Source organism: Nostoc sp., assembly GCF_036919615.1.
GTDB lineage: Bacteria > Cyanobacteriota > Cyanobacteriia > Cyanobacteriales > Nostocaceae > Nostoc.
Genome location: NZ_JBALCN010000083.1, coordinates 24483 through 41596 on the forward strand (window position 1 = coordinate 24483; position 17114 = coordinate 41596).

Genomic DNA, 17114 nt, shown 5'->3' on the forward strand with positions numbered 1-17114 from the left:
AACGTCTTAACCACCCCAAAGTATGTTCAAATACCCATCGTCTCGGTAAAACCTGGAACCCAATTTAAGCGATGATGAGTGTCATCAACTCCAACAGTTGATAAATAGACACAACACGCCGCAACTCCCTAGAGCTACAAGCAATAATGGTTATCAGCGTATGTGATGGTTAAAACCATTGTGAAATTACCTAAAGTTTAGATATGAATCGGCAAGGAAAGAAGTGGGGAATTATATTTAAATAAGGCAAGAGGCAGACCTCCTGCCTTTCAAGCTAGATGTTAAATGTTCTCAATTTTTCAACATTAGACACTCAAGGATATCTATAATTACGTAGCTACCAACTCAGAATCGATTTCTGACGGCGCACTATCCTGAACTAGCGATCGCGTTTCACCGTTGCGCTGGAGAATACCGCCAACCATTGCCAACAAGGCGTTTACCTTGCGGGTTCGCCACATATCTACAAGTTCTTGCACTTTAGTAGCAGACATCTGCCGCATCATCGCTTCGTAGAGATAAGCAGCATGTCCAGTTTCATCTTCGGCAATACTTAGCATTCCTAACTTCAAGTTCCGAGCGGTTGGCTCGTGATCAGGTAATACTTTCGCCATTCGCTTAAAGTCTTTGCTAGCATCTAACTCCAGAATGTATGTGCTAGCCATAAATACATCCCAATCAATCACAGCAGGTTTGAGCTGTTCTTGAGGGTAGCCCTCAAAGAATGCTGCGAAAAAAGGACTACGCTGCTGTGATTTGTTTGTGGATGGAGTTTGGGGTTGACGCTTGAAATCTATAACTTGTTTATCCAACTGTTGTAAGGCGTGGGCAAAAATTTTACCATGCCTAGTTTCATCTGATGCATGTTTTGCTAGTTTTTCCGCTAGCCATGTATCGCCTTCGGCAGCTGCGCGATCGCTAAGTGCAGATAAAAACGGCACAGAGCCAGATTCCGCCAACTGAAACCCCGCAAGGATATTGGGGCGGGTTTTCAAATCACGAATTTGAGCAGCAGAGTAATAGGCAAAGACACCTGAACCAGCTAGATGCAGAATGTGAGTCAAGAAGTTCATCAGGAATTCCCGCTGACAATTGGAAGGTTACAATTCTTATACTAATCCGCATTTTCTATTCGGTTGCTGCCAAAGGGTCTTACCATTTGGGATTTTGAATTACCTGTAGCAGTATGTCAACAGTTAACAAATATATCTTTTGATTTTGCTAATATCATCCCACAGAGGTAATGCAGGTGAGTTTGGATGGAGAAATTAACTAAACCAGTGCAATTTTGGCTTAGTGCAACTATCATAATTTTGGGTTTGATCGGCTGCGATCGCTTTATTGGTACTTCTGGAGAAGCAGTTGAGCGAGTCAGTGATGGGGATACTATAGTAGTTAAAGATGCTGATGGCAAAAATCTTACCGTGCGTTTTGCTTGTCTAGATGCGCCAGAAATAGCTCATACTAACAAAGAAAAGCAGAGTAAACGCATTAGCGATCGCAATCAATTTACTTGGGGTGTGAAAGCACGAGAACGAGTGCAACAACTGGTGCAACAAGGAGGCTCGCGCGTGACATTGAATATCACAGATAGCGATCGTTATGGACGCCAAATTGCTGAAGTCCGTTTAAAAGATGGCACTTTTGTACAACAAGTATTGTTGCAAGAAGGGTTGGCAAAAGTCTATCGTCCCTATTTAAACAAGTGTCCTAGTAAAAACTTAGTTCAACAAGCCGAAGCTGAGGCAAAGGAACAACGGCTTGGTATTTGGAGTGATACTAAATTTGTTAATCCTTGGGAATATCGCAGCTTATATAAGTATAAGAAGTAAAAACTTTAGCTGTTTCTAATTCAATGCACGACATTTTTTCGCATTGCATATTTGCGAGATGATTTAGCAACTTCCAAAATTTCCCCCTCCTCCCCCTGCTTCCCCTGCCTCCCCTACTCCTCTCCCCAAGTTTGCAGTTGCAAATACACTAGTACCAGCGTCACTGCGAATAACACCGTCGCTGCTGCTGCTGCATAACCAAAATCAAACTGACCAAAAGCCTCTTGGTAAATGTAGTAAACTAGCAAATTAGTCGAATTCAGTGGCCCACCGCTCGTCATCACATAAACTTGCTCAAAACTCCGCAATGTAAAAATCGCGGTAGTGATGATTGCAAATATCACAGTAGGGCGCAATCCGGGCAGAGTAATATACCAAAATTGTTGCCAAGCATTTGCTCCATCCAAATCTGCTGCTTCATAACGACTGGGAGGAATTGCTTGCAACCCTGCTAAAAAAACCACCATATTGAAACCTAGTTGTTTCCAAATACTCATTAAAATAAGTACCGGCATTGCCCAAAATGTGTCTCCTAGCCAGGGTATGGCTGGAATGCCAAAAAAATCTAAAAGTCCGTTAACTGGCCCTGATGTTTGAAACAGCCAGCGAAATCCCAAACCTGCTGCCACAAGTGAGATAATTGAAGGTATAAAATAGGCACTTCGCAGGATGCCCCGCAAGGGAATGGAGCGGTTTAATAGCACTGCCAATCCCAAAGAGATAACTAAACTGGGAATGATGGTGGCAACTGTAAAATAAAAGGTGTTACCCATAACTTGCCAGAAGTCGGGATTGAGTAGCAAGCGCCAATAGTTTTTTAAGCCTATCCAATAAATACCTTTTGAAGTGAAACTACCAGCGGTGAAACTGAGGTAAAACAAATAGGCGATCGGCCAAATGATAAAAATACCCAACAAAATTAGTGCTGGTGTGAGAAAAATCCAGGCAGCTACTGTGTCATTATCCAACCATGATTTAGTATATATTTTTGGCATCTATAATTTTTCCTCTTAGCTTAATAATTATGTAACGCAGTCTCAGTACTGCCGGATGATACAGCAGAAATACTCCACACCAGAATTCAAATTCAACAACATCGGATTTTACCATAGGCGATCGCTTGAGTAAGCTCTTGGTTCATAATTACCTTTAGTTAGAATCTTTACAAACGATATCCCAGCAGTATTTGATGGAGATACGGTGAGGCAGTCGCAGTTCTGGCGGTTTCCGTCGGTTGCGAACTGCCGAACCCGAAGGGTGACAGTTGAAGACGATCGCTACAGCTACGCAGAGCAGCGTTTCGTCACGTTTGGCTTGTTGCAAGGGTGAGTCGTTGCTATTATCCATACAGATCGTGATGATTTAACACGGATTATTTCTGCAAGAAAGGCAACCAAATATGAGCAACGAATCTATTTCGAGCAATTCTCAGACTGATTGGCAATGGCTTGATGCTATGAGCGATGAAGACATTGATTTATCAGATTGCCCGGAAATTACACCAGAACTGTTTCAGCCTACCGCGATCGTCTTTGATGCCGTGTCCCGAAAAATACAGTAGCGGCAAATCATCCTTGTGCCGATTGGAGAACAGCGTTTTGATCGCCATTTCTACAGTTTGTCGTTCAGGATTTTTTAGCCGGAGAACATCTGACGCAGCAAACTCGCCCATCTCTGGATGCAGCAGCACCTCGTACACAGCTTCCACATCTCTAACTGCACTGGGCAACGGATTCAGCCCTGGCTCATACACACTGACCCCAATCAGCAACGCTAACTTTGCCATTAAACTCACCTATGCTGCGAGCAAATCCTCTGCGGGTTTAATCTCTGTGTTGTTCCCTTCATACCAAGTATTAAAATATCACATATATCAATTGGACTAATTATGAGCAAAATTTAATCAAGCGTAGGCGTAGCCAGTCGTAGACATCGCACGCAACAAGGATGAAATTCTACCTATTTATGTGAGAAAAATCCAAGCAGCTACTGTATCATTATCCAACCACGATTTAGTATATTTTTTTGGCATCTATAATTTTTCCTTTTAGCTGTTATGACCCTGCGCCCTGATTCTACCTTTAGCTTAGTTTCTCCTAACATTAGCGATGTTTACCGACAAGTCGCCCCTTTAAAACTGGGAATTATGGCTTCTGGGAATGGCAGCAATTTTGATGTAGTTGCTCAAGCTATCCAAGATGGGCAGCTAAATGCCCAAATTCAAGTTTTAATTTACAATAACCCCTCGGCGAAAGCAGCCGTAAGAGCAGCCAATAGAAATGTAGAAGCTGTTTTATTGAATCACCGCAACTATCAAAATCGAGAAGAATTTGATGAGAAAATTGTGCAGACATTGCGGCACTACGATGTGGAATGGGTGATTTTGGCAGGTTGGATGCGACTAGTAACCTCAGTATTAATTGATGCTTTTTCTGAGAGGATTATTAATATCCATCCTAGTTTGTTACCTAGTTTCAAGGGAATCCATGCCGTAGAACAAGCCTTGGCATCTGGGGTAAAAATCACTGGTTGTACAGCGCATATAACTTGTTTAGAAATGGACAGTGGCCCAATATTGATGCAAGCCGCAGTACCAGTATTGCCGGATGATACAGCAGAAACACTCCACGCCAGGATTCAAATTCAGGAACATCGGATTTTGCCACTAGCGATCGCTCTGGCAGCCTCTTCCTCAAAAGGTACACCAAGCCTAACGTAAAAATACATGATGTTGTTGGCGATCATAAAAGAACCCCACCCCCAACCTCTCGCCGCTCTTCGGGGCTACCGTGTATACACAAGTCGTATTACCCCCCTTAATCCCCCCTTGGAAAGGGGGGAGATCGGAAATCTGGTTCCCTCCCCTTAAAAAGGGGAGGGTTAGGGTGGGGTAAGATGTTTTTGACGATAATATAAAACAGTCATAAATAAACAGCTAACACTCTGTTGCATTTGGGTATGACGAGGAACAACAGTTATGATTTAAACTTCTGTTCTATTTGCAGATATTCAGGAACGCCGACAAGTTCTTGAAAATCTTGAAAGCTAACCAAATCAGGTAATTCAGTGTTGGTTCCTTGTTCTTTTAAATGAAGAAAACAAGCAGTCATTACCTTTGTCACAGCTAGTAGGGCAGTTAGAGGGAAAAACACAATTTTGAAGCCCAATTGTTGTAACTTTGCCACAGAAACTTCGGGAGTTTTACCACCTTCAACGATATTGGCTACTAGTGGCACATTCGGGAAAGCTGCGGCGATCGCTTTTAATTCTTCAATAGACTGGGGAGCCTCTACAAATAGTATATCTGCACCAGCGGCAATGTAAGCCCGACCACGAGCGATCGCTGACTCTAAACCTAGTGACGCACGGACATCAGTACGAGCAATAATCACTAAACCGCTATCACCCCGTGCCTCCACTGCTGCCCTGATTTTACCAACGTGTTCCGCCTGGGTAATAACTCGTTTGCCCTCAAAGTGTCCACATTTTTTCGGCCATTCTTGGTCTTCTAGTAGTACACCAGCCACCCCCAACTGGACAGCATCCTTAATCGTACGGACAACATTTAAAGCGTTGCCATAACCAGTATCTAAATCTGCAATTAGGGGAATATTCACCGACTGAGCAATTCGTCCCACACTATAGAGCATTTCGGTAGCGGTGACAAAACCATAGTCTGGTAAACCCACTGTGGAAGCGGCAATCCCAAAGCCACTTGTAACCACTACTTCAAAACCTGTCTGTTCAACTAGCTTGGCTCCCAGACAATCATAAACACCTGGGATAACGATAATTTCAGGACGTGTAAGTAACTGCCGCAGTTTTTGAGAAGAAGACATAAAAAATTCAAAATTCAAAATTCAAAATTGCAGAAACTTGAGTAGGACTTAGGCACACTCTACAAATTCTCGCTAATAACGGCGGTACTTTTCCTACTCTCCCACAAAGCTATTAATTAGAGTTAGCTTCAGCAGCTTCATACGCTTGTAGTAGCCTAGCATGATCGAGAGTAAATCCTACTTGCATTGCTATCTGGGCAAATAAATCAATCTCAGGCTGTTGCTAATCACGGGGTTCAGAACACTGGTGTGCAATTAACAAGCCAAATAGCTGCTGATCTTTGATAATGGGTGCTACTAAACTTGCTTTCACAGCAAAGGATTCAAGCAGGCTAATGTGACAATCAGCCAAACCAGAATCATAAATGTTGTTGATTGCGACAACGCGACCAGACTGGTACTTTTCTACATAGCCTTGAGTGAAACAGGGGTCGTGGATTTTAGACCGCAAAACTTTGGGATAACCTGGAACCACTGATTCGGCAATTATAATTCCCAACCAATTAGCATAAAAGGTATTATATCTATTGAATGAGTGACTTCCGCGCAGCGGTAATAGTGGGCGATGCCTGCGGTTTTTGCTAGCCTAAGCACTAATTGATCCAAGCTCAAAATTTATTTTTTAATTGTCGCAATTGCCACATTTTCCAGAAATAGCTAGAAATCCAATTGGTAATAATGTGAGCGACAATCGGCACTAATAAGTTGCCTGTGAGCAGGGCGCTATATGCCAATATCATCCCGACAATCGTTGCCCAAATCACATAAGGCCATTGTTGGGAACCGCTAAAATGCAAAATGCCAAAGCAAAGACTGGATACAATTACAGCTGTAAGATCAGAGCCTAAAGCTGACAGCATCACACCTCTAAATAATAATTCTTCACTCAACCCCGGTAGCAACCCCAGCCAAATTAAGTCTGGTAAAGCTAAAGGTTTCAGTACCACTTCTAGGTAATAATCTGCACTTTTACGATAGGCAGTCCAAAGGCGATAAGTTAAGCCACTTAAGGCGGTGATGACGAACCCCAACCCTATACCCAACAGCAACTCTCTTTGGTTCAAGTAGTCCCAAGAAAATAGGGAAAAGTTGCCAAAGTGCAACGAAACTTTGGCGACTATCAACAAAATGATTGCAGTCGCTCCCATCGCCCCAAGTACTTGCATGCGCGTCAGGTATGGAATTTCTGGCTCTTGTTTGTGTTGTTCAACCACGGGTTTTTAAGGAGAGTGGGGAGTGGAAAGTGGGGAGAGCAGGGGCAAAAGAGGTAGAAAAGGCAGGGGAGCAGGGGGAAAAATAACTTATAACTCCTAACTCCTGTACAGACGTGATTAATCGCGTCTCTACTCCCAACTCTTAAATTACTCGCTCCAAAGCTAATAATTTGGGACGGAGAGCAAAGGGATTGATGCCTGCTTTATGTGCTGCTAATACACCCACTGCTTCTAAATATGAGTTTACCTGTATAGTTTTGATCCCCAAGGGTTGGGGAGGAACTTTTATAAGAGTTTTATTTTCTTCAACTGTAATTATTTTGCATCGTCTTTGGCTTAAACTCAATAAGGCACTGCCACCACAGGCAGTTGCAGGTACGATCACAGCATCCACTTGATCTGCCCAAATATCTTCTTGCTCTGATGGGATCAGTCTTTTCTCTATTATAAATTGTGGGGCATGACTTAATCCTACAAGCACACACGGCAAAAAGGTATAGCCCAATTCTTCAGCGGCGGAACGGGGAGATAAATCAGGTTGTGGAGGTTCGCTCAAAAGGGCAGGAGAATGGGCGCAAGGAATTTGAAAGGTTCGCACTAGCAAATGGCTAATTACGGCTTCTGCACCCGCTAAAGAATCAACGCCTTCACCGTGGCGGTATTTCTGTACTGCTTCCTCATCCATATCATCGGGGAAACGGGCAACAACTGCGATCGCTTCTGCACCCGCTTTTTTAATTAATATCTCAGCTGCCCGTAACAAGCTATCCGGGTTGCCAATTGTTCCCCAACTAGCTCCCGATGCTGTAGACCGTAATTCTACATTTAATGGTGCATCAGTAATTACATAATCTGTTAAAGTCAATCCCAGAGTTGCTCTAACTGCATCTGCTGCTTGTATATGTCGTAATCGCAACTCTGGCTCAATCGCTTGGTCTAAAAGCAAACCTACTTTGTTAGTGCGGACTGGACGCAAACCCCAGCATCCAGAAGCAAATTTGTCAAGCCCGTAACCTTCAACATAGAAAGCGTTTGGGAGATTCCAATACAAACTTGCGCCATTAAGGACATTGGGGTGAGTAATTAGGCGATCGCAAACCTGTGCTATAACTTTGGCAACAGGTAAAGCATCTCCGGCATAACCTCCAATGGCAGCCCCAACGCCAGTTGGTACAATTAAGATAGCTGTGTAGGGACGATTCATCTTATAGTTATCAGTGCCCAGTTATGAGTTATGAGTAAAAATTATAATTACTTCTCACTCTCCAGGGCTATTTCGTTCTAGACATGAACCGCCCAGAACTAAAGTTCCGCGCCTCATAACTAAAGTCCGTTTTAAAGGACTATAACCTTTTCACAGTCGTCTTTAGACGACTTTCGCTATTAGACTGGTGAATTCATTCTGAGGCGGGCTAGATGAAAATGAAATATTCTTTGCCTACTCTCAACTATCAACTTCTAACTCAGCACTCACTACTAAAGACTGGGTATTCTTTATCACTACGGCTTCAACTGTAGCTTTTTGTTCGTCAACGTCCACAGAGGTAACTGCCCAACGGAGGGGTTCCCCTTGTTTGTTCAACTCTGTTTCAATTACTTTTAGTAATTCTGCGGGAGTTTCTTGTAAATCAATTTCTGCGGTAATAAAGTGAGTCGTCATCTTGGTAAATCCTGTTGATTTGTAGTTTCTAGAATAGCTGATATCAGTTGCTGTGAAAAACTTATGTTATTTATCAGATTTGGTAATGTTAAGTGAACAGTTATCAATAATCAATTCCGATACTGATAACTATTTACTGATTATTGGTCTTTGCCAAATTGTAACTGATAAACTACATCTTCTTTTTCCGTCTGAACTTTCAAATCAGAAAGAGGTTTGGCAACACAAAGCAATACGTAACCTTGCTTTTGCAAATCTGGACTAACGCCCATACCATCAGTTTGATCTACAGTTCCCTCACTTATTTGACCGGCGCAAGTTGTGCAAACACCTGCATGACATGAACTCGGCAAATCCAAACCAGCAGCATCGGCAACTGATAAGATAGTTTCATCTTCAGGGACTTGCAAGGTATGAATTTCACCTTGGTGATGAATTTCTACGGTGTAATTTTTAGGCATATACAAAGAAAGGTGATGCAACGAACAAATTTATTATTTTATCTGAAATAGTTAAAAATATCTAGATACTAGCATAAAAGTTTAGGTTAAATCCTGAGATTATAGTCACTAATTCTGAACAATTTGTAGACTAGTAACATTAATTACTATAATTTGAATTATTAGTTAAATTTACTATAAATATATATGCGCGATCGCGTTGTCTTAAAAACTGTATCTGTCAGTCTGCCTTTTGGCATTGGTTCGATGTCGTGGAAAGTTGACACCACACAAAAGAAAGCCGCTTGGTCGCTTTATGTGGAATTGGTGACGCGCATTGCTGTGCAACCATTAGAAGTTGACCAGAGTTTGGTACGGGAAGCGATGAACTCTCTTTATAGTTTATTTGGCACTACCCGTGAAGTTCTCAAAGCCGCCGGGCCAGATGTAGGTGCTTCTCGTGATTCAGTGGGGGAATTGCCATTGCTGTTTTGATACAGCCTCACCCAAAGGATACCTCTCGGTATGATGGTTCCGCTGGCGGGGGTTGGGGGGCGGTTGGGTTCGGTTGTGGTGGTGGTTGGTTGTGTTTCTTCTCTCGCATCGAGACTTGTAAACTGTAACATTTAAGGCTTTCAGATATTTATAAAGATTTATTACCTACCCCAGATGCACAGTAAAATCAACATTTCCGAATTCCGATACCTGGCACTGCGGGGTTATAATAGTTCGCCTGAATAAATTTTTCTGCTACCTCATGCACCTTCAGTATCTTCAGTTACTTTTTGCTTATCCCAAGATAAACTCGTCTGCCCCGGTGACTTCTTCTTACCTTTATTCTTCAAAGAAGGCAAAAAACGACTACCCCTCCCTAACGGGAAGTCAAAAATCAAAAGTCAAAAGTCAAAAGTTTATTGTCTTAGCTTTGCTTTAGTTGTTACGATTGATTTAGCAATAATTTTAATTAACTATTCACACTCATCTAAAAGGTTTTTTACTTGTGTTTCAGTCGTCATTTCTGATTTGATTAACAGCTTCAACCAGTATTTTGTTTCTTTTGGTTCTTTTAGTGCTATAGATTGCTTGCTGATAAAATCCCTATCACTTTCAGCAAACTGAGACTCTTCAATATTTGCACCAATTGATGTCCCCGATCTGAATAACTGAGCAGCTAATAATCTTGGTGTTCCTGGCTGTTTATCTAAATAAGCACAAATTTTGGTTATTCTGACAGCGAATTCAAATGCTCTATCAGGAATTGGGATGTGATTACTCATACCAAAAAGTATAGGCTGTCGGGCGTCTAAATTGTACGTCAACTTATCAAAGCTCAATTATTATTTTTGACTTTTGACTTTTGACTTTTGACTTCCCCAACGGGGCCGGTTGCTATAATGCACTCACCAACAAACTTTTGAGAAAATGTTATAACTTTAACTCTTAAGGTTAGAATATCAAGCCTTAAGATCATAATATTAAGCCTTGAAGCTAGAACATGAAGCCTTCAGGTTACAACATTCAGGCTTAAAGTCACAACATTAAGCCTTAAAGCTAGAACATCAAGGCTTCAGGTTACAATATTAAGCCTTAAAGTTAAAGCGATCGCTCATAACGCTTCTCAATTGCATGGAATACAAACCATTTGTAGGGCACAGCAATGCTCATAAGTGTCAACTTAACCTGAAATGCCTACCCAATATACGTTTTACTGCACCCCCAAACCTTCCCCTTATCAAGCTACAGTGTACACAAAAGTTGAATTACCCCCCTTAATCCCCCCTTATAAAGGGGGGAAATAAGATTTCCGGTTCCCTCCCCTTTACAAGGGGAGGGTTAGGGTGGGGTAAAACTGACACGAAAACTCAGTGAGTAAACTATAAGAGACTTGTGTGTACACCGTAGTTTTACCTTACCAAGGCGAGGGGCGGTTTTGGCTTTAGACAAAACCGGGGTAGGGTGACGCGGTAAGTAATGGTAAGTGAATGAACTCAATTTCACTTTTTGACAAGGGTTTCACGTTAAGTTGACACCAATGAGCAATGCTATGCCCTATTGTGTATTGCATCCATAGACGCGTAGCGGCTACTCTGGGAGAACGCTAAGAGCGAACCCGCAGGGTACAAGAACCGCTATAGAAGTAAAAGTGCGATGTCTACGATGGGCTATGCCTACGTTTTTGTAACAACATTGTAATTTTCGTACAACTTAAACATAATATTATTTCACTGAAAATCAACCTTTCGTGATTAAATTCCGAGAAATCACGGGCATTAATAAAAACTTTTACTCAGAAAAATGCGCTTTTTGCTGAACCAGAATACAGGTCAATTAAGACAAAATAGTTCTATAGAGCTATTAAAAGTGTAAATTTATGCCTCGAACAAAACGTAGTTCCCGAATTTTAGACAAAGCTGAGTTTAGAGTTGCCGGATTGAAAGCTATCGATCCAAATATCAATTTTGATGATACTTACAACTTGCAAAACCTGAGTCAATTAATAGAGCAGTTTCACAATATGCTTGATGATTATAATGCTGGTATAGCTATGATTGAATCTTCTAGAAAAAAGTTGGATGAGATGGAAAAAACCTTAAATCAGGTTTCAGACAAGATGCTGGTGGGGGTTGGTTTTAAGTACGGCAAAAATAGCGATGAATATGAACTTGCAGGTGGTGTTCGAGACAGCGAACGCATCCGTAAAAGCAGATTGACACGCTTGAAAGCTAACACAGATAAAACATCAAATGAAAATGCAGTAACCGCTTAGTACCGTAAAACGGAAGTCAAAAGTCAAAAGTCAAAAGTCAAAAGTCAAAAGGTTTTAATTTTTGGCTTTCTGGCTGTTTTGAATGGTAGGTTTATTTCCGCCGACCTCTACTAATACCGTTGCGCGGAAGTTTAAGCGACTAAAGTTAAGTGTATTTCGGGTGAGGTATGAAAAATTAAAAGTAATCAGCCGAAGGTGACATTCAAGGTGTCTAGATCCCCGACTTTTCTAAGAGGATGTTTGGAAAGTATTAAATAACTCAATTAAGCGAGTCTTCTCAGCATTAACCGAATCATTGCGATCTCGCCCAGTTCTGAACCCATAGCTCCTGGCGTGGAAAGTGGCTTCGTGTGCTGGTTCAAGTGCATATTTTGCAAGGCATTGCCAGGCTCTATCTGCGATAGTTGGTATTTTAAGCATTCTGGTAGTCCCGTCCTTTTTAGGAATGGAAATTTCCTTTAAGCCTTGATGTTTCCAATTTCCACTATTCATTTTGAGTAGTTCTTCTAGATTAGACCTCTTGCATAAGTCGAATAGACTCCCCTTAATCCCCCCGATATATTGGGGGGAAACTTGAAATCTTGCGCCCTCCCCAATACATCGGGGAGGGTTGGGGAGGGGTGATTCAAGGATTTTTGCAAGAGGTCTATTGAAGCGTTCTTCAAATGTGAGGGATTTCAGGCTGGCTTAATTATGTACAGACTGATTACCGTAATTCACTAAGCAACGAATCGCACACGCTCCACATCCCAACGCTTTGGCAACAGAACAAAGCCTTTAGTATTAACCGAACGACGCACAACCTCCAAAATCCAGTGATAAGTATCCATCACCCATCTCATAAAGCCTTCTACCTTGATAGCCAGCATCAACCCAAATCAGCACCAAACGATTTAGGCGATGCCTATTACAACAGAAAAAATCAAAATTTACCACAAGAAGCAAAACCAAAGTTTATGATAAGTGAACTCTTAAATTTGCTGGATTTTTTTAATTAACAGATTTTTTCTTTATTAATCTAAAGTTAAATTTTAAATAGTTTGTTTTAAATTATTTGGAGGAATTTTCTAATATGTCTATATATAATTCAATCGGTCAACAATACTCAAAAACTCGCGTTCCTGATATCCGTATTGTCAATAAATTAATTGATTTACTCAATTTACCCAGAAGTAGCATTATGGCTGATATTGGCGCTGGTACTGGTGGTTACAGTCTAGCGCTAGCTAATAAAGGATTTCTTGTTAATGCTGTTGAACCTTCTGTAGTGATGCAAAAACAAGCAGTAAAACATCAGCAAATTAAGTGGTTTACTGGCTATGCAGAAAATTTACCTTTACCAAATCAGTCTGTTGATGCTGTTGTAAGTATCCTGGCAACTCATCACTTTTCTCATCTCGCAAAAGCTTTTCAGGAAATGCACAGAATAATTAGAGATGGGGCAATAATATTGTTAAGTTTTGATATTAGATTAGCTCAGAAGATATGGCTTTATGATTATTTTCCGTTTTTGTGGGAAGATGCGTTACAATTTTTACCACTTAACAAACAGATTAATTTAATTCAGAGTAATACTAAAAGGCGTGTTGAAGCTATACCCCTTTTGTTACCATATGATTTATCTGATTTATTCGCAGCAGCAGGCTGGAGACGACCAGAGTTATATCTTCAACCAGAAGTACGTGCAGGAATATCATCTTTTGCTTTAGCTAATCAAGATTTAGCAGAACAAGGAGTAAAGTTACTTGCAGCAGATTTAAGTAGTGGAGAATGGAGCAAAAAATATGATGATATTCACAATTTGATAGAGATTGATATAGGCTATCGTTTTATCCGTGCAACGCTGGATAACTAAATCATTGTAATTTAAAATTAAATTATGACAAACAAAGTTAGTGTAAGTGATAAAATTAAAATTAGACAAGCTGAGATTAAAGATGTCGATAGAATTGCTAGTCTTTGCGAACAACTTGAATATTCTGTGACAAACCAACAAATAGAGCAGCGCCTTACTAAAATTAAAAATAACGATGCTCATATTGTGTATGTTGCCACTTTAGAAGATGAATATGTAATAGCTTGGGTACACGCTCATATTTGTGACTCAATAGTTATTCCAACTCCAGCGATTATTTTGGGATTATTTGTAGATAAAGATTATCATCATAGTGGAATTGGACGTTTTTTAATGCAACAAATTGAACAGTGGGCTTCTCTGGCTGGATGTGATAGTGTTCTGTTACGTTCTAATATTAAGCGCAAAGAAGCTCACTTGTTTTATGAGAAAATTGGCTATACCAATATCAAGCAATCATTAACTTTTAATAAAAACCTGTTTTAGTGAAAAATATGCAGTTAATTAATATATTTGCCACTCCCCGTCTGCTTAATGCTCGTCTGGGATTTAAATATTTGAATAAACTACATCGTATGCATCTAAACAACCTACAATGGTGAGATAATTTATGCAAGCTTACCCCATTTATTTTACCATTTAGCAGTTTCAGTACAAAATTATGGAGTTATTTTATGGCTTTAATCAATCAGAGAATAGATGTTCCTGTGATCGTTGATGAATCGAAATGTCTAGAAAAATGCACAGCTTGTATTGAAGTTTGTCCCTTGGATGTATTGGCAAAAAATCCAGAAACAGGCAAAGCCTACATGAAATATGATGAGTGTTGGTTTTGTCTACCTTGTGAAAAAGAATGTCCAACCAATGCAATTACTGTGCAAATTCCCTTTTTATTACGTTAACTATCTGTGGTAAAAATTAATGAATGATGACCTCAAACATTGGCTAGACATGTTGCGATCGCCTGACGTAAATGATCGTATAGTAGCTGTCAAAACCTTGCAACATCTAGGCGATGACGAAACAATCGATGCTTTAATTATCGCTTTGAAAGACGAACATATTACTGTTCAGAAAATAGCAATATCTGCCCTTTGGGAAATTGCTAATCCTGTTGCCATTCCTGCCTTAATTGAATGCCTTGGTTCAGTAGATACAGATATTTGCACTGAAGCCGCATCAGCATTAAACGAGTTAGTTACACAAAAAGAATTGTTACTTTTACTAGAGCAACTCCAAAGTAATGATGTAAATATTCAATTAAATATTTTATTGCTTTTGCGGAAGATACATGATATTCAATCTTTACCTGACATTTTACCATTTTTAGAATCAAAAAATTCTGAGTTAAGAGAAGCAGCCGTTACTACACTGCGATATATCAATCAACTAGAAAAATGTCCGCAAGCTTTAAATTTAATCTTTGATGAGAAAGCAAGTGTACGTTGTGCTGCTGCTTTAACTTTAGAACATTTACAAGATGCAGAAGTGATTACAATACTTTGTCAAGCACTTACAAATGATAGTGACTGGCAAGTTCGCCGGAATGCAGCTAAATCTCTGGCTATTCATGCAAATAATCAAGCAATTTCAGTATTAGAAATAGCTTTAAATGATCAACATTGGCAAGTGCGAAAATCAGCAGCACAAGCTTTGCAAAAAATTCCAGATATTCAAGTTATGCCGAGATTAATTCAAGCCTTAACAGATGAATATGCATATGTCCGCAAAGAAGCTGCGATCGCACTTGGGAATTTAGCTCATCCCGACGTTATTAACCCCCTACAACAAGCCTTAGATGATCCTGACAAAGAAGTGTCTATCCAAGCACAACGGGCAATTCAAAAGATTCAAACAGATAAAAAAGTCGTATTGGGTTAAGTGAATTGACAATAATGATGCAATCAAAGGATAATTTCTATCAGCAACAAGTAGTCCAACTCCTCAAACAGGTTATCGAACCTATCTTAAAAAATGACATCGTTAGTTTGGGAATGATCCGAAACTTACGCATAGTTGATGACTATATTTACTTACGTTTATATATTGGTTCTCATCAGCACCAATTACAGCCAGAAATTGAATCTAAATTATCATCTCTATCTTGGTGTAAAAAAACTTATATTCAAATTTGTACAATTCCCGGTGTTAAAATAACTCTTGCAGTTTCTAGTGGTAAAGGTGGTGTGGGCAAATCCACAACAGCCGTTAATATCGCCGCAGCTTTAAAATTACAAGGTGCAAAAGTAGGACTATTAGACGCTGATATTTATGGCCCCAATGTTCCCCAGATGTTGGGTTTAGGACAAGCTGATATTCAAGTGATTAATACTCCCACAGGTGATAAGTTTTTACCTCTAGAAGTTCAGGGAATAAAAATAATGTCAGTGGGTTTACTTGCAGAAGCAAATCGTCCTTTGGCATGGCGAGGGCCTGTATTGCATAAAATTATCACGCAATTTTTGCAAGATGTGGAATGGGGGGAATTAGATTATTTATTGATAGATTTACCTCCCGGTACAGGTGATGCTCAAATTACAATTATCCAAGAAAGCCCAATTGGTGGAGTCATTTTAGTAACAACTCCTCAACAAGTGGCTGTTGCAGATGTACGACGTAACATATATATGTTTCGCCAAGTGGGTGTTCCTATCCTTGGCATCATTGAAAATATGAGTTATTTAATTTGTAGTGATTGTGGTTCACGCACACCGATTTTTGGTAGTGGTGGCGGCGAACAACTAGCCGCAGAATTACAAGCGCCTCTCTTGGGACAAATTCCCATTGATTCCCGCATTTGTAGCGGTAGTGATACTGGAAATCCGATTGCGATAAGCGAATACGCTTCACCAGCAAAGGAGGTTTTTACACAAATAGCTACTTCATTAAATACTACTTTTATGTTACACGATCAAACTACGCAGCTTGACCAAGTTTAGTAGCTTCAGGAACTTCAATTAATTGCCCTGTTTTGACATCGTAGATATAGCCATAGATAGGAATTTCATTCGGAACTAATGGATGCAAACGAATCCGTTGTACATCTATATAGACGCTTTTAGCCTGGTCATCAATAGTCAACCAATTGATAAACTTGCCTTCGCTTGATCCCGACCCAGATCCAATATCTAACCAACCTATTTCATCTAGCTTGGCTGTTTTGAGGCTACTAGAAAGTAAATTACTGATGATTTCATTAGTGAAGGTTTCCATCCCGCAATTAGTGTGATGAATTACAAACCATTCACGCGTCCCAAGTAATTTGTAAGAAATTACTAAAGAGCGAATCGCATCATCGCTAGCACGTCCCCCTGCATTACGAATTACATGAGCATCTCCTTCAGTTAGTCCAGCAAATTTAGCTGGGTCAAGTCGAGCATCCATGCACGTGAGAATTGCAAACCGACGAGATGGGGGTATAGTGAGATTACCTTTATCACCGAATTTATCAGTGTAACTAAGATTAGCTGCTAGAACTTCTTCTACAATTTGGCTCATTTTGAATTT

At 40.3% G+C, this 17114-nt stretch carries 21 protein-coding genes and 3 pseudogenes; 10 read left to right on the forward strand and 14 right to left on the reverse strand.

Features of this window, described 5'->3' with window-relative positions:
* Positions 1-329: 329 nt before the first annotated feature.
* Positions 330-1073 carry a ferritin-like domain-containing protein gene (locus V7K48_RS23180; protein WP_335075743.1) on the reverse strand — a complete coding sequence of 248 codons (744 nt, stop codon included), beginning with the start codon at positions 1071-1073 and terminating at the stop codon, positions 330-332.
* A gap of 186 nt (positions 1074-1259) precedes the next feature.
* On the opposite strand from V7K48_RS23180, the gene V7K48_RS23185 reads away from it, so the two are divergent.
* Positions 1260-1832 carry a thermonuclease family protein gene (locus V7K48_RS23185; protein ID WP_335075745.1) on the forward strand — a complete coding sequence of 191 codons (573 nt, stop codon included), beginning with the start codon at positions 1260-1262 and terminating at the stop codon, positions 1830-1832.
* Between the two features lie 113 nt (positions 1833-1945).
* Here the strand turns inward: V7K48_RS23185 and V7K48_RS23190 are convergent, their stop codons facing one another.
* Positions 1946-2827, reverse strand: coding sequence for a carbohydrate ABC transporter permease (locus V7K48_RS23190; protein ID WP_335075747.1), 882 nt, complete (start codon positions 2825-2827; stop codon positions 1946-1948).
* A 36-nt stretch (positions 2828-2863) separates the two neighbouring features.
* Between V7K48_RS23190 and V7K48_RS23195 the strand changes: the two are divergent.
* A pseudogene (locus tag V7K48_RS23195) lies at positions 2864-2944 on the forward strand (phosphoribosylglycinamide formyltransferase); the annotation flags it as partial.
* Between the two features lie 37 nt (positions 2945-2981).
* Here the strand turns inward: V7K48_RS23195 and V7K48_RS23200 are convergent.
* The gene (locus V7K48_RS23200; protein WP_335075749.1) at positions 2982-3179 is read right to left on the reverse strand and encodes a hypothetical protein; all 198 of its coding nucleotides are present in this window, start codon (positions 3177-3179) and stop codon (positions 2982-2984) included.
* A gap of 133 nt (positions 3180-3312) precedes the next feature.
* Entirely contained in the window at positions 3313-3618 is a 306-nt protein-coding gene (locus V7K48_RS23205) for a caspase family protein (RefSeq protein WP_335075751.1), read from the reverse strand.
* A gap of 270 nt (positions 3619-3888) precedes the next feature.
* Here V7K48_RS23205 and purN point away from each other — a divergent pair, with 270 nt between their 5' ends.
* The gene (gene purN, locus V7K48_RS23210; protein WP_335075753.1) at positions 3889-4551 is read left to right on the forward strand and encodes a phosphoribosylglycinamide formyltransferase; all 663 of its coding nucleotides are present in this window, start codon (positions 3889-3891) and stop codon (positions 4549-4551) included.
* 256 nt (positions 4552-4807) lie between these two features.
* On the opposite strand, the gene V7K48_RS23215 is transcribed toward purN, so the two are convergent.
* The 6 genes from V7K48_RS23215 to V7K48_RS23240 form a co-directional block, all read right to left on the reverse strand.
* A complete protein-coding gene (locus V7K48_RS23215) occupies positions 4808-5671 on the reverse strand; it encodes an isocitrate lyase/PEP mutase family protein (RefSeq protein WP_335075755.1) in 864 nt (287 codons plus the stop codon).
* A 223-nt stretch (positions 5672-5894) separates the two neighbouring features.
* Positions 5895-6170: a GAF domain-containing protein gene (locus V7K48_RS23220; protein WP_335075757.1), complete on the reverse strand. Its 276-nt coding sequence runs from the start codon at positions 6168-6170 to the stop codon at positions 5895-5897.
* Positions 6171-6279: 109 nt separating this feature from the next.
* Positions 6280-6885, reverse strand: coding sequence for a CPBP family intramembrane glutamic endopeptidase (locus V7K48_RS23225; RefSeq protein ID WP_335075759.1), 606 nt, complete (start codon positions 6883-6885; stop codon positions 6280-6282).
* Positions 6886-7027: 142 nt separating this feature from the next.
* Complete coding sequence (locus V7K48_RS23230) at positions 7028-8089, reverse strand: DUF3326 domain-containing protein (RefSeq protein WP_335075762.1); 1062 nt, start codon at positions 8087-8089, stop codon at positions 7028-7030.
* A 240-nt stretch (positions 8090-8329) separates the two neighbouring features.
* Entirely contained in the window at positions 8330-8545 is a 216-nt protein-coding gene (locus tag V7K48_RS23235) for a hypothetical protein (RefSeq protein ID WP_335075764.1), read from the reverse strand.
* A gap of 140 nt (positions 8546-8685) precedes the next feature.
* Positions 8686-9006 carry a 2Fe-2S iron-sulfur cluster-binding protein gene (locus V7K48_RS23240; RefSeq protein ID WP_335075766.1) on the reverse strand — a complete coding sequence of 107 codons (321 nt, stop codon included), beginning with the start codon at positions 9004-9006 and terminating at the stop codon, positions 8686-8688.
* A gap of 186 nt (positions 9007-9192) precedes the next feature.
* Between V7K48_RS23240 and V7K48_RS23245 the strand changes: the two are divergent.
* Positions 9193-9479 (forward strand): annotated as a pseudogene (locus V7K48_RS23245) (hypothetical protein); the annotation flags it as partial.
* A 474-nt stretch (positions 9480-9953) separates the two neighbouring features.
* Here the strand turns inward: V7K48_RS23245 and V7K48_RS23250 are convergent.
* The gene (locus V7K48_RS23250) at positions 9954-10262 is read right to left on the reverse strand and encodes a four helix bundle protein (RefSeq protein ID WP_335075768.1); all 309 of its coding nucleotides are present in this window, start codon (positions 10260-10262) and stop codon (positions 9954-9956) included.
* Positions 10263-11356: 1094 nt separating this feature from the next.
* On the opposite strand from V7K48_RS23250, the gene V7K48_RS23255 reads away from it, so the two are divergent.
* Entirely contained in the window at positions 11357-11752 is a 396-nt protein-coding gene (locus tag V7K48_RS23255; protein WP_335075770.1) for a hypothetical protein, read from the forward strand.
* Positions 11753-12040: 288 nt separating this feature from the next.
* Here V7K48_RS23255 and V7K48_RS23260 read toward each other — a convergent pair.
* Positions 12041-12274: pseudogene (locus V7K48_RS23260) on the reverse strand (RNA-dependent DNA polymerase); the annotation flags it as partial.
* Between the two features lie 197 nt (positions 12275-12471).
* Entirely contained in the window at positions 12472-12621 is a 150-nt protein-coding gene (locus V7K48_RS23265; protein ID WP_442949461.1) for a hypothetical protein, read from the reverse strand.
* Between the two features lie 203 nt (positions 12622-12824).
* Here V7K48_RS23265 and V7K48_RS23270 point away from each other — a divergent pair, with 203 nt between their 5' ends.
* The 5 genes from V7K48_RS23270 (at position 12825) to V7K48_RS23290 (ending at position 16546) form a co-directional block, all read left to right on the forward strand.
* Positions 12825-13607 carry a class I SAM-dependent methyltransferase gene (locus V7K48_RS23270; protein WP_335075772.1) on the forward strand — a complete coding sequence of 261 codons (783 nt, stop codon included), beginning with the start codon at positions 12825-12827 and terminating at the stop codon, positions 13605-13607.
* 24 nt (positions 13608-13631) lie between these two features.
* Complete coding sequence (locus tag V7K48_RS23275; RefSeq protein ID WP_335075774.1) at positions 13632-14093, forward strand: GNAT family N-acetyltransferase; 462 nt, start codon at positions 13632-13634, stop codon at positions 14091-14093.
* 188 nt (positions 14094-14281) lie between these two features.
* Complete coding sequence (locus V7K48_RS23280) at positions 14282-14509, forward strand: 4Fe-4S dicluster domain-containing protein (RefSeq protein WP_012408944.1); 228 nt, start codon at positions 14282-14284, stop codon at positions 14507-14509.
* Between the two features lie 19 nt (positions 14510-14528).
* Positions 14529-15488, forward strand: coding sequence for a HEAT repeat domain-containing protein (locus tag V7K48_RS23285; protein ID WP_335075776.1), 960 nt, complete (start codon positions 14529-14531; stop codon positions 15486-15488).
* Positions 15489-15502: 14 nt separating this feature from the next.
* Positions 15503-16546 (forward strand): Mrp/NBP35 family ATP-binding protein, encoded by a 1044-nt coding sequence (locus tag V7K48_RS23290; RefSeq protein ID WP_335075778.1) that lies wholly within the window; start codon positions 15503-15505, stop codon positions 16544-16546.
* On the opposite strand, the gene V7K48_RS23295 is transcribed toward V7K48_RS23290, so the two are convergent.
* A complete protein-coding gene (locus tag V7K48_RS23295) occupies positions 16524-17105 on the reverse strand; it encodes a beta-class carbonic anhydrase (protein ID WP_335075780.1) in 582 nt (193 codons plus the stop codon). The two genes, V7K48_RS23290 and V7K48_RS23295, sit on opposite strands and share 23 nt — an antisense overlap.
* Positions 17106-17114: the final 9 nt, after the last annotated feature.

Bases quoted from the DNA above. Each gene is read 5' to 3' on its own strand.
- V7K48_RS23180 (WP_335075743.1), bottom strand. From the start codon at position 1,073: ATGAACTTCTTGACTCACATTCTGCATCTAGCTGGTTCAGGTGTCTTT.
- V7K48_RS23185 (WP_335075745.1), top strand. From the start codon at position 1,260: ATGGAGAAATTAACTAAACCAGTGCAATTTTGGCTTAGTGCAACTATC.
- V7K48_RS23190 (WP_335075747.1), bottom strand. From the start codon at position 2,827: ATGCCAAAAATATATACTAAATCATGGTTGGATAATGACACAGTAGCT.
- V7K48_RS23200 (WP_335075749.1), bottom strand. From the start codon at position 3,179: ATGGATAATAGCAACGACTCACCCTTGCAACAAGCCAAACGTGACGAA.
- V7K48_RS23205 (WP_335075751.1), bottom strand. From the start codon at position 3,618: ATGGCAAAGTTAGCGTTGCTGATTGGGGTCAGTGTGTATGAGCCAGGG.
- purN (WP_335075753.1), top strand. From the start codon at position 3,889: ATGACCCTGCGCCCTGATTCTACCTTTAGCTTAGTTTCTCCTAACATT.
- V7K48_RS23215 (WP_335075755.1), bottom strand. From the start codon at position 5,671: ATGTCTTCTTCTCAAAAACTGCGGCAGTTACTTACACGTCCTGAAATT.
- V7K48_RS23230 (WP_335075762.1), bottom strand. From the start codon at position 8,089: ATGAATCGTCCCTACACAGCTATCTTAATTGTACCAACTGGCGTTGGG.
- V7K48_RS23235 (WP_335075764.1), bottom strand. From the start codon at position 8,545: ATGACGACTCACTTTATTACCGCAGAAATTGATTTACAAGAAACTCCC.
- V7K48_RS23240 (WP_335075766.1), bottom strand. From the start codon at position 9,006: ATGCCTAAAAATTACACCGTAGAAATTCATCACCAAGGTGAAATTCAT.
- V7K48_RS23250 (WP_335075768.1), bottom strand. From the start codon at position 10,262: ATGAGTAATCACATCCCAATTCCTGATAGAGCATTTGAATTCGCTGTC.
- V7K48_RS23255 (WP_335075770.1), top strand. From the start codon at position 11,357: ATGCCTCGAACAAAACGTAGTTCCCGAATTTTAGACAAAGCTGAGTTT.
- V7K48_RS23265 (WP_442949461.1), bottom strand. From the start codon at position 12,621: ATGCTGGCTATCAAGGTAGAAGGCTTTATGAGATGGGTGATGGATACT.
- V7K48_RS23270 (WP_335075772.1), top strand. From the start codon at position 12,825: ATGTCTATATATAATTCAATCGGTCAACAATACTCAAAAACTCGCGTT.
- V7K48_RS23275 (WP_335075774.1), top strand. From the start codon at position 13,632: ATGACAAACAAAGTTAGTGTAAGTGATAAAATTAAAATTAGACAAGCT.
- V7K48_RS23280 (WP_012408944.1), top strand. From the start codon at position 14,282: ATGGCTTTAATCAATCAGAGAATAGATGTTCCTGTGATCGTTGATGAA.
- V7K48_RS23285 (WP_335075776.1), top strand. From the start codon at position 14,529: ATGAATGATGACCTCAAACATTGGCTAGACATGTTGCGATCGCCTGAC.
- V7K48_RS23290 (WP_335075778.1), top strand. From the start codon at position 15,503: ATGATGCAATCAAAGGATAATTTCTATCAGCAACAAGTAGTCCAACTC.
- V7K48_RS23295 (WP_335075780.1), bottom strand. From the start codon at position 17,105: ATGAGCCAAATTGTAGAAGAAGTTCTAGCAGCTAATCTTAGTTACACT.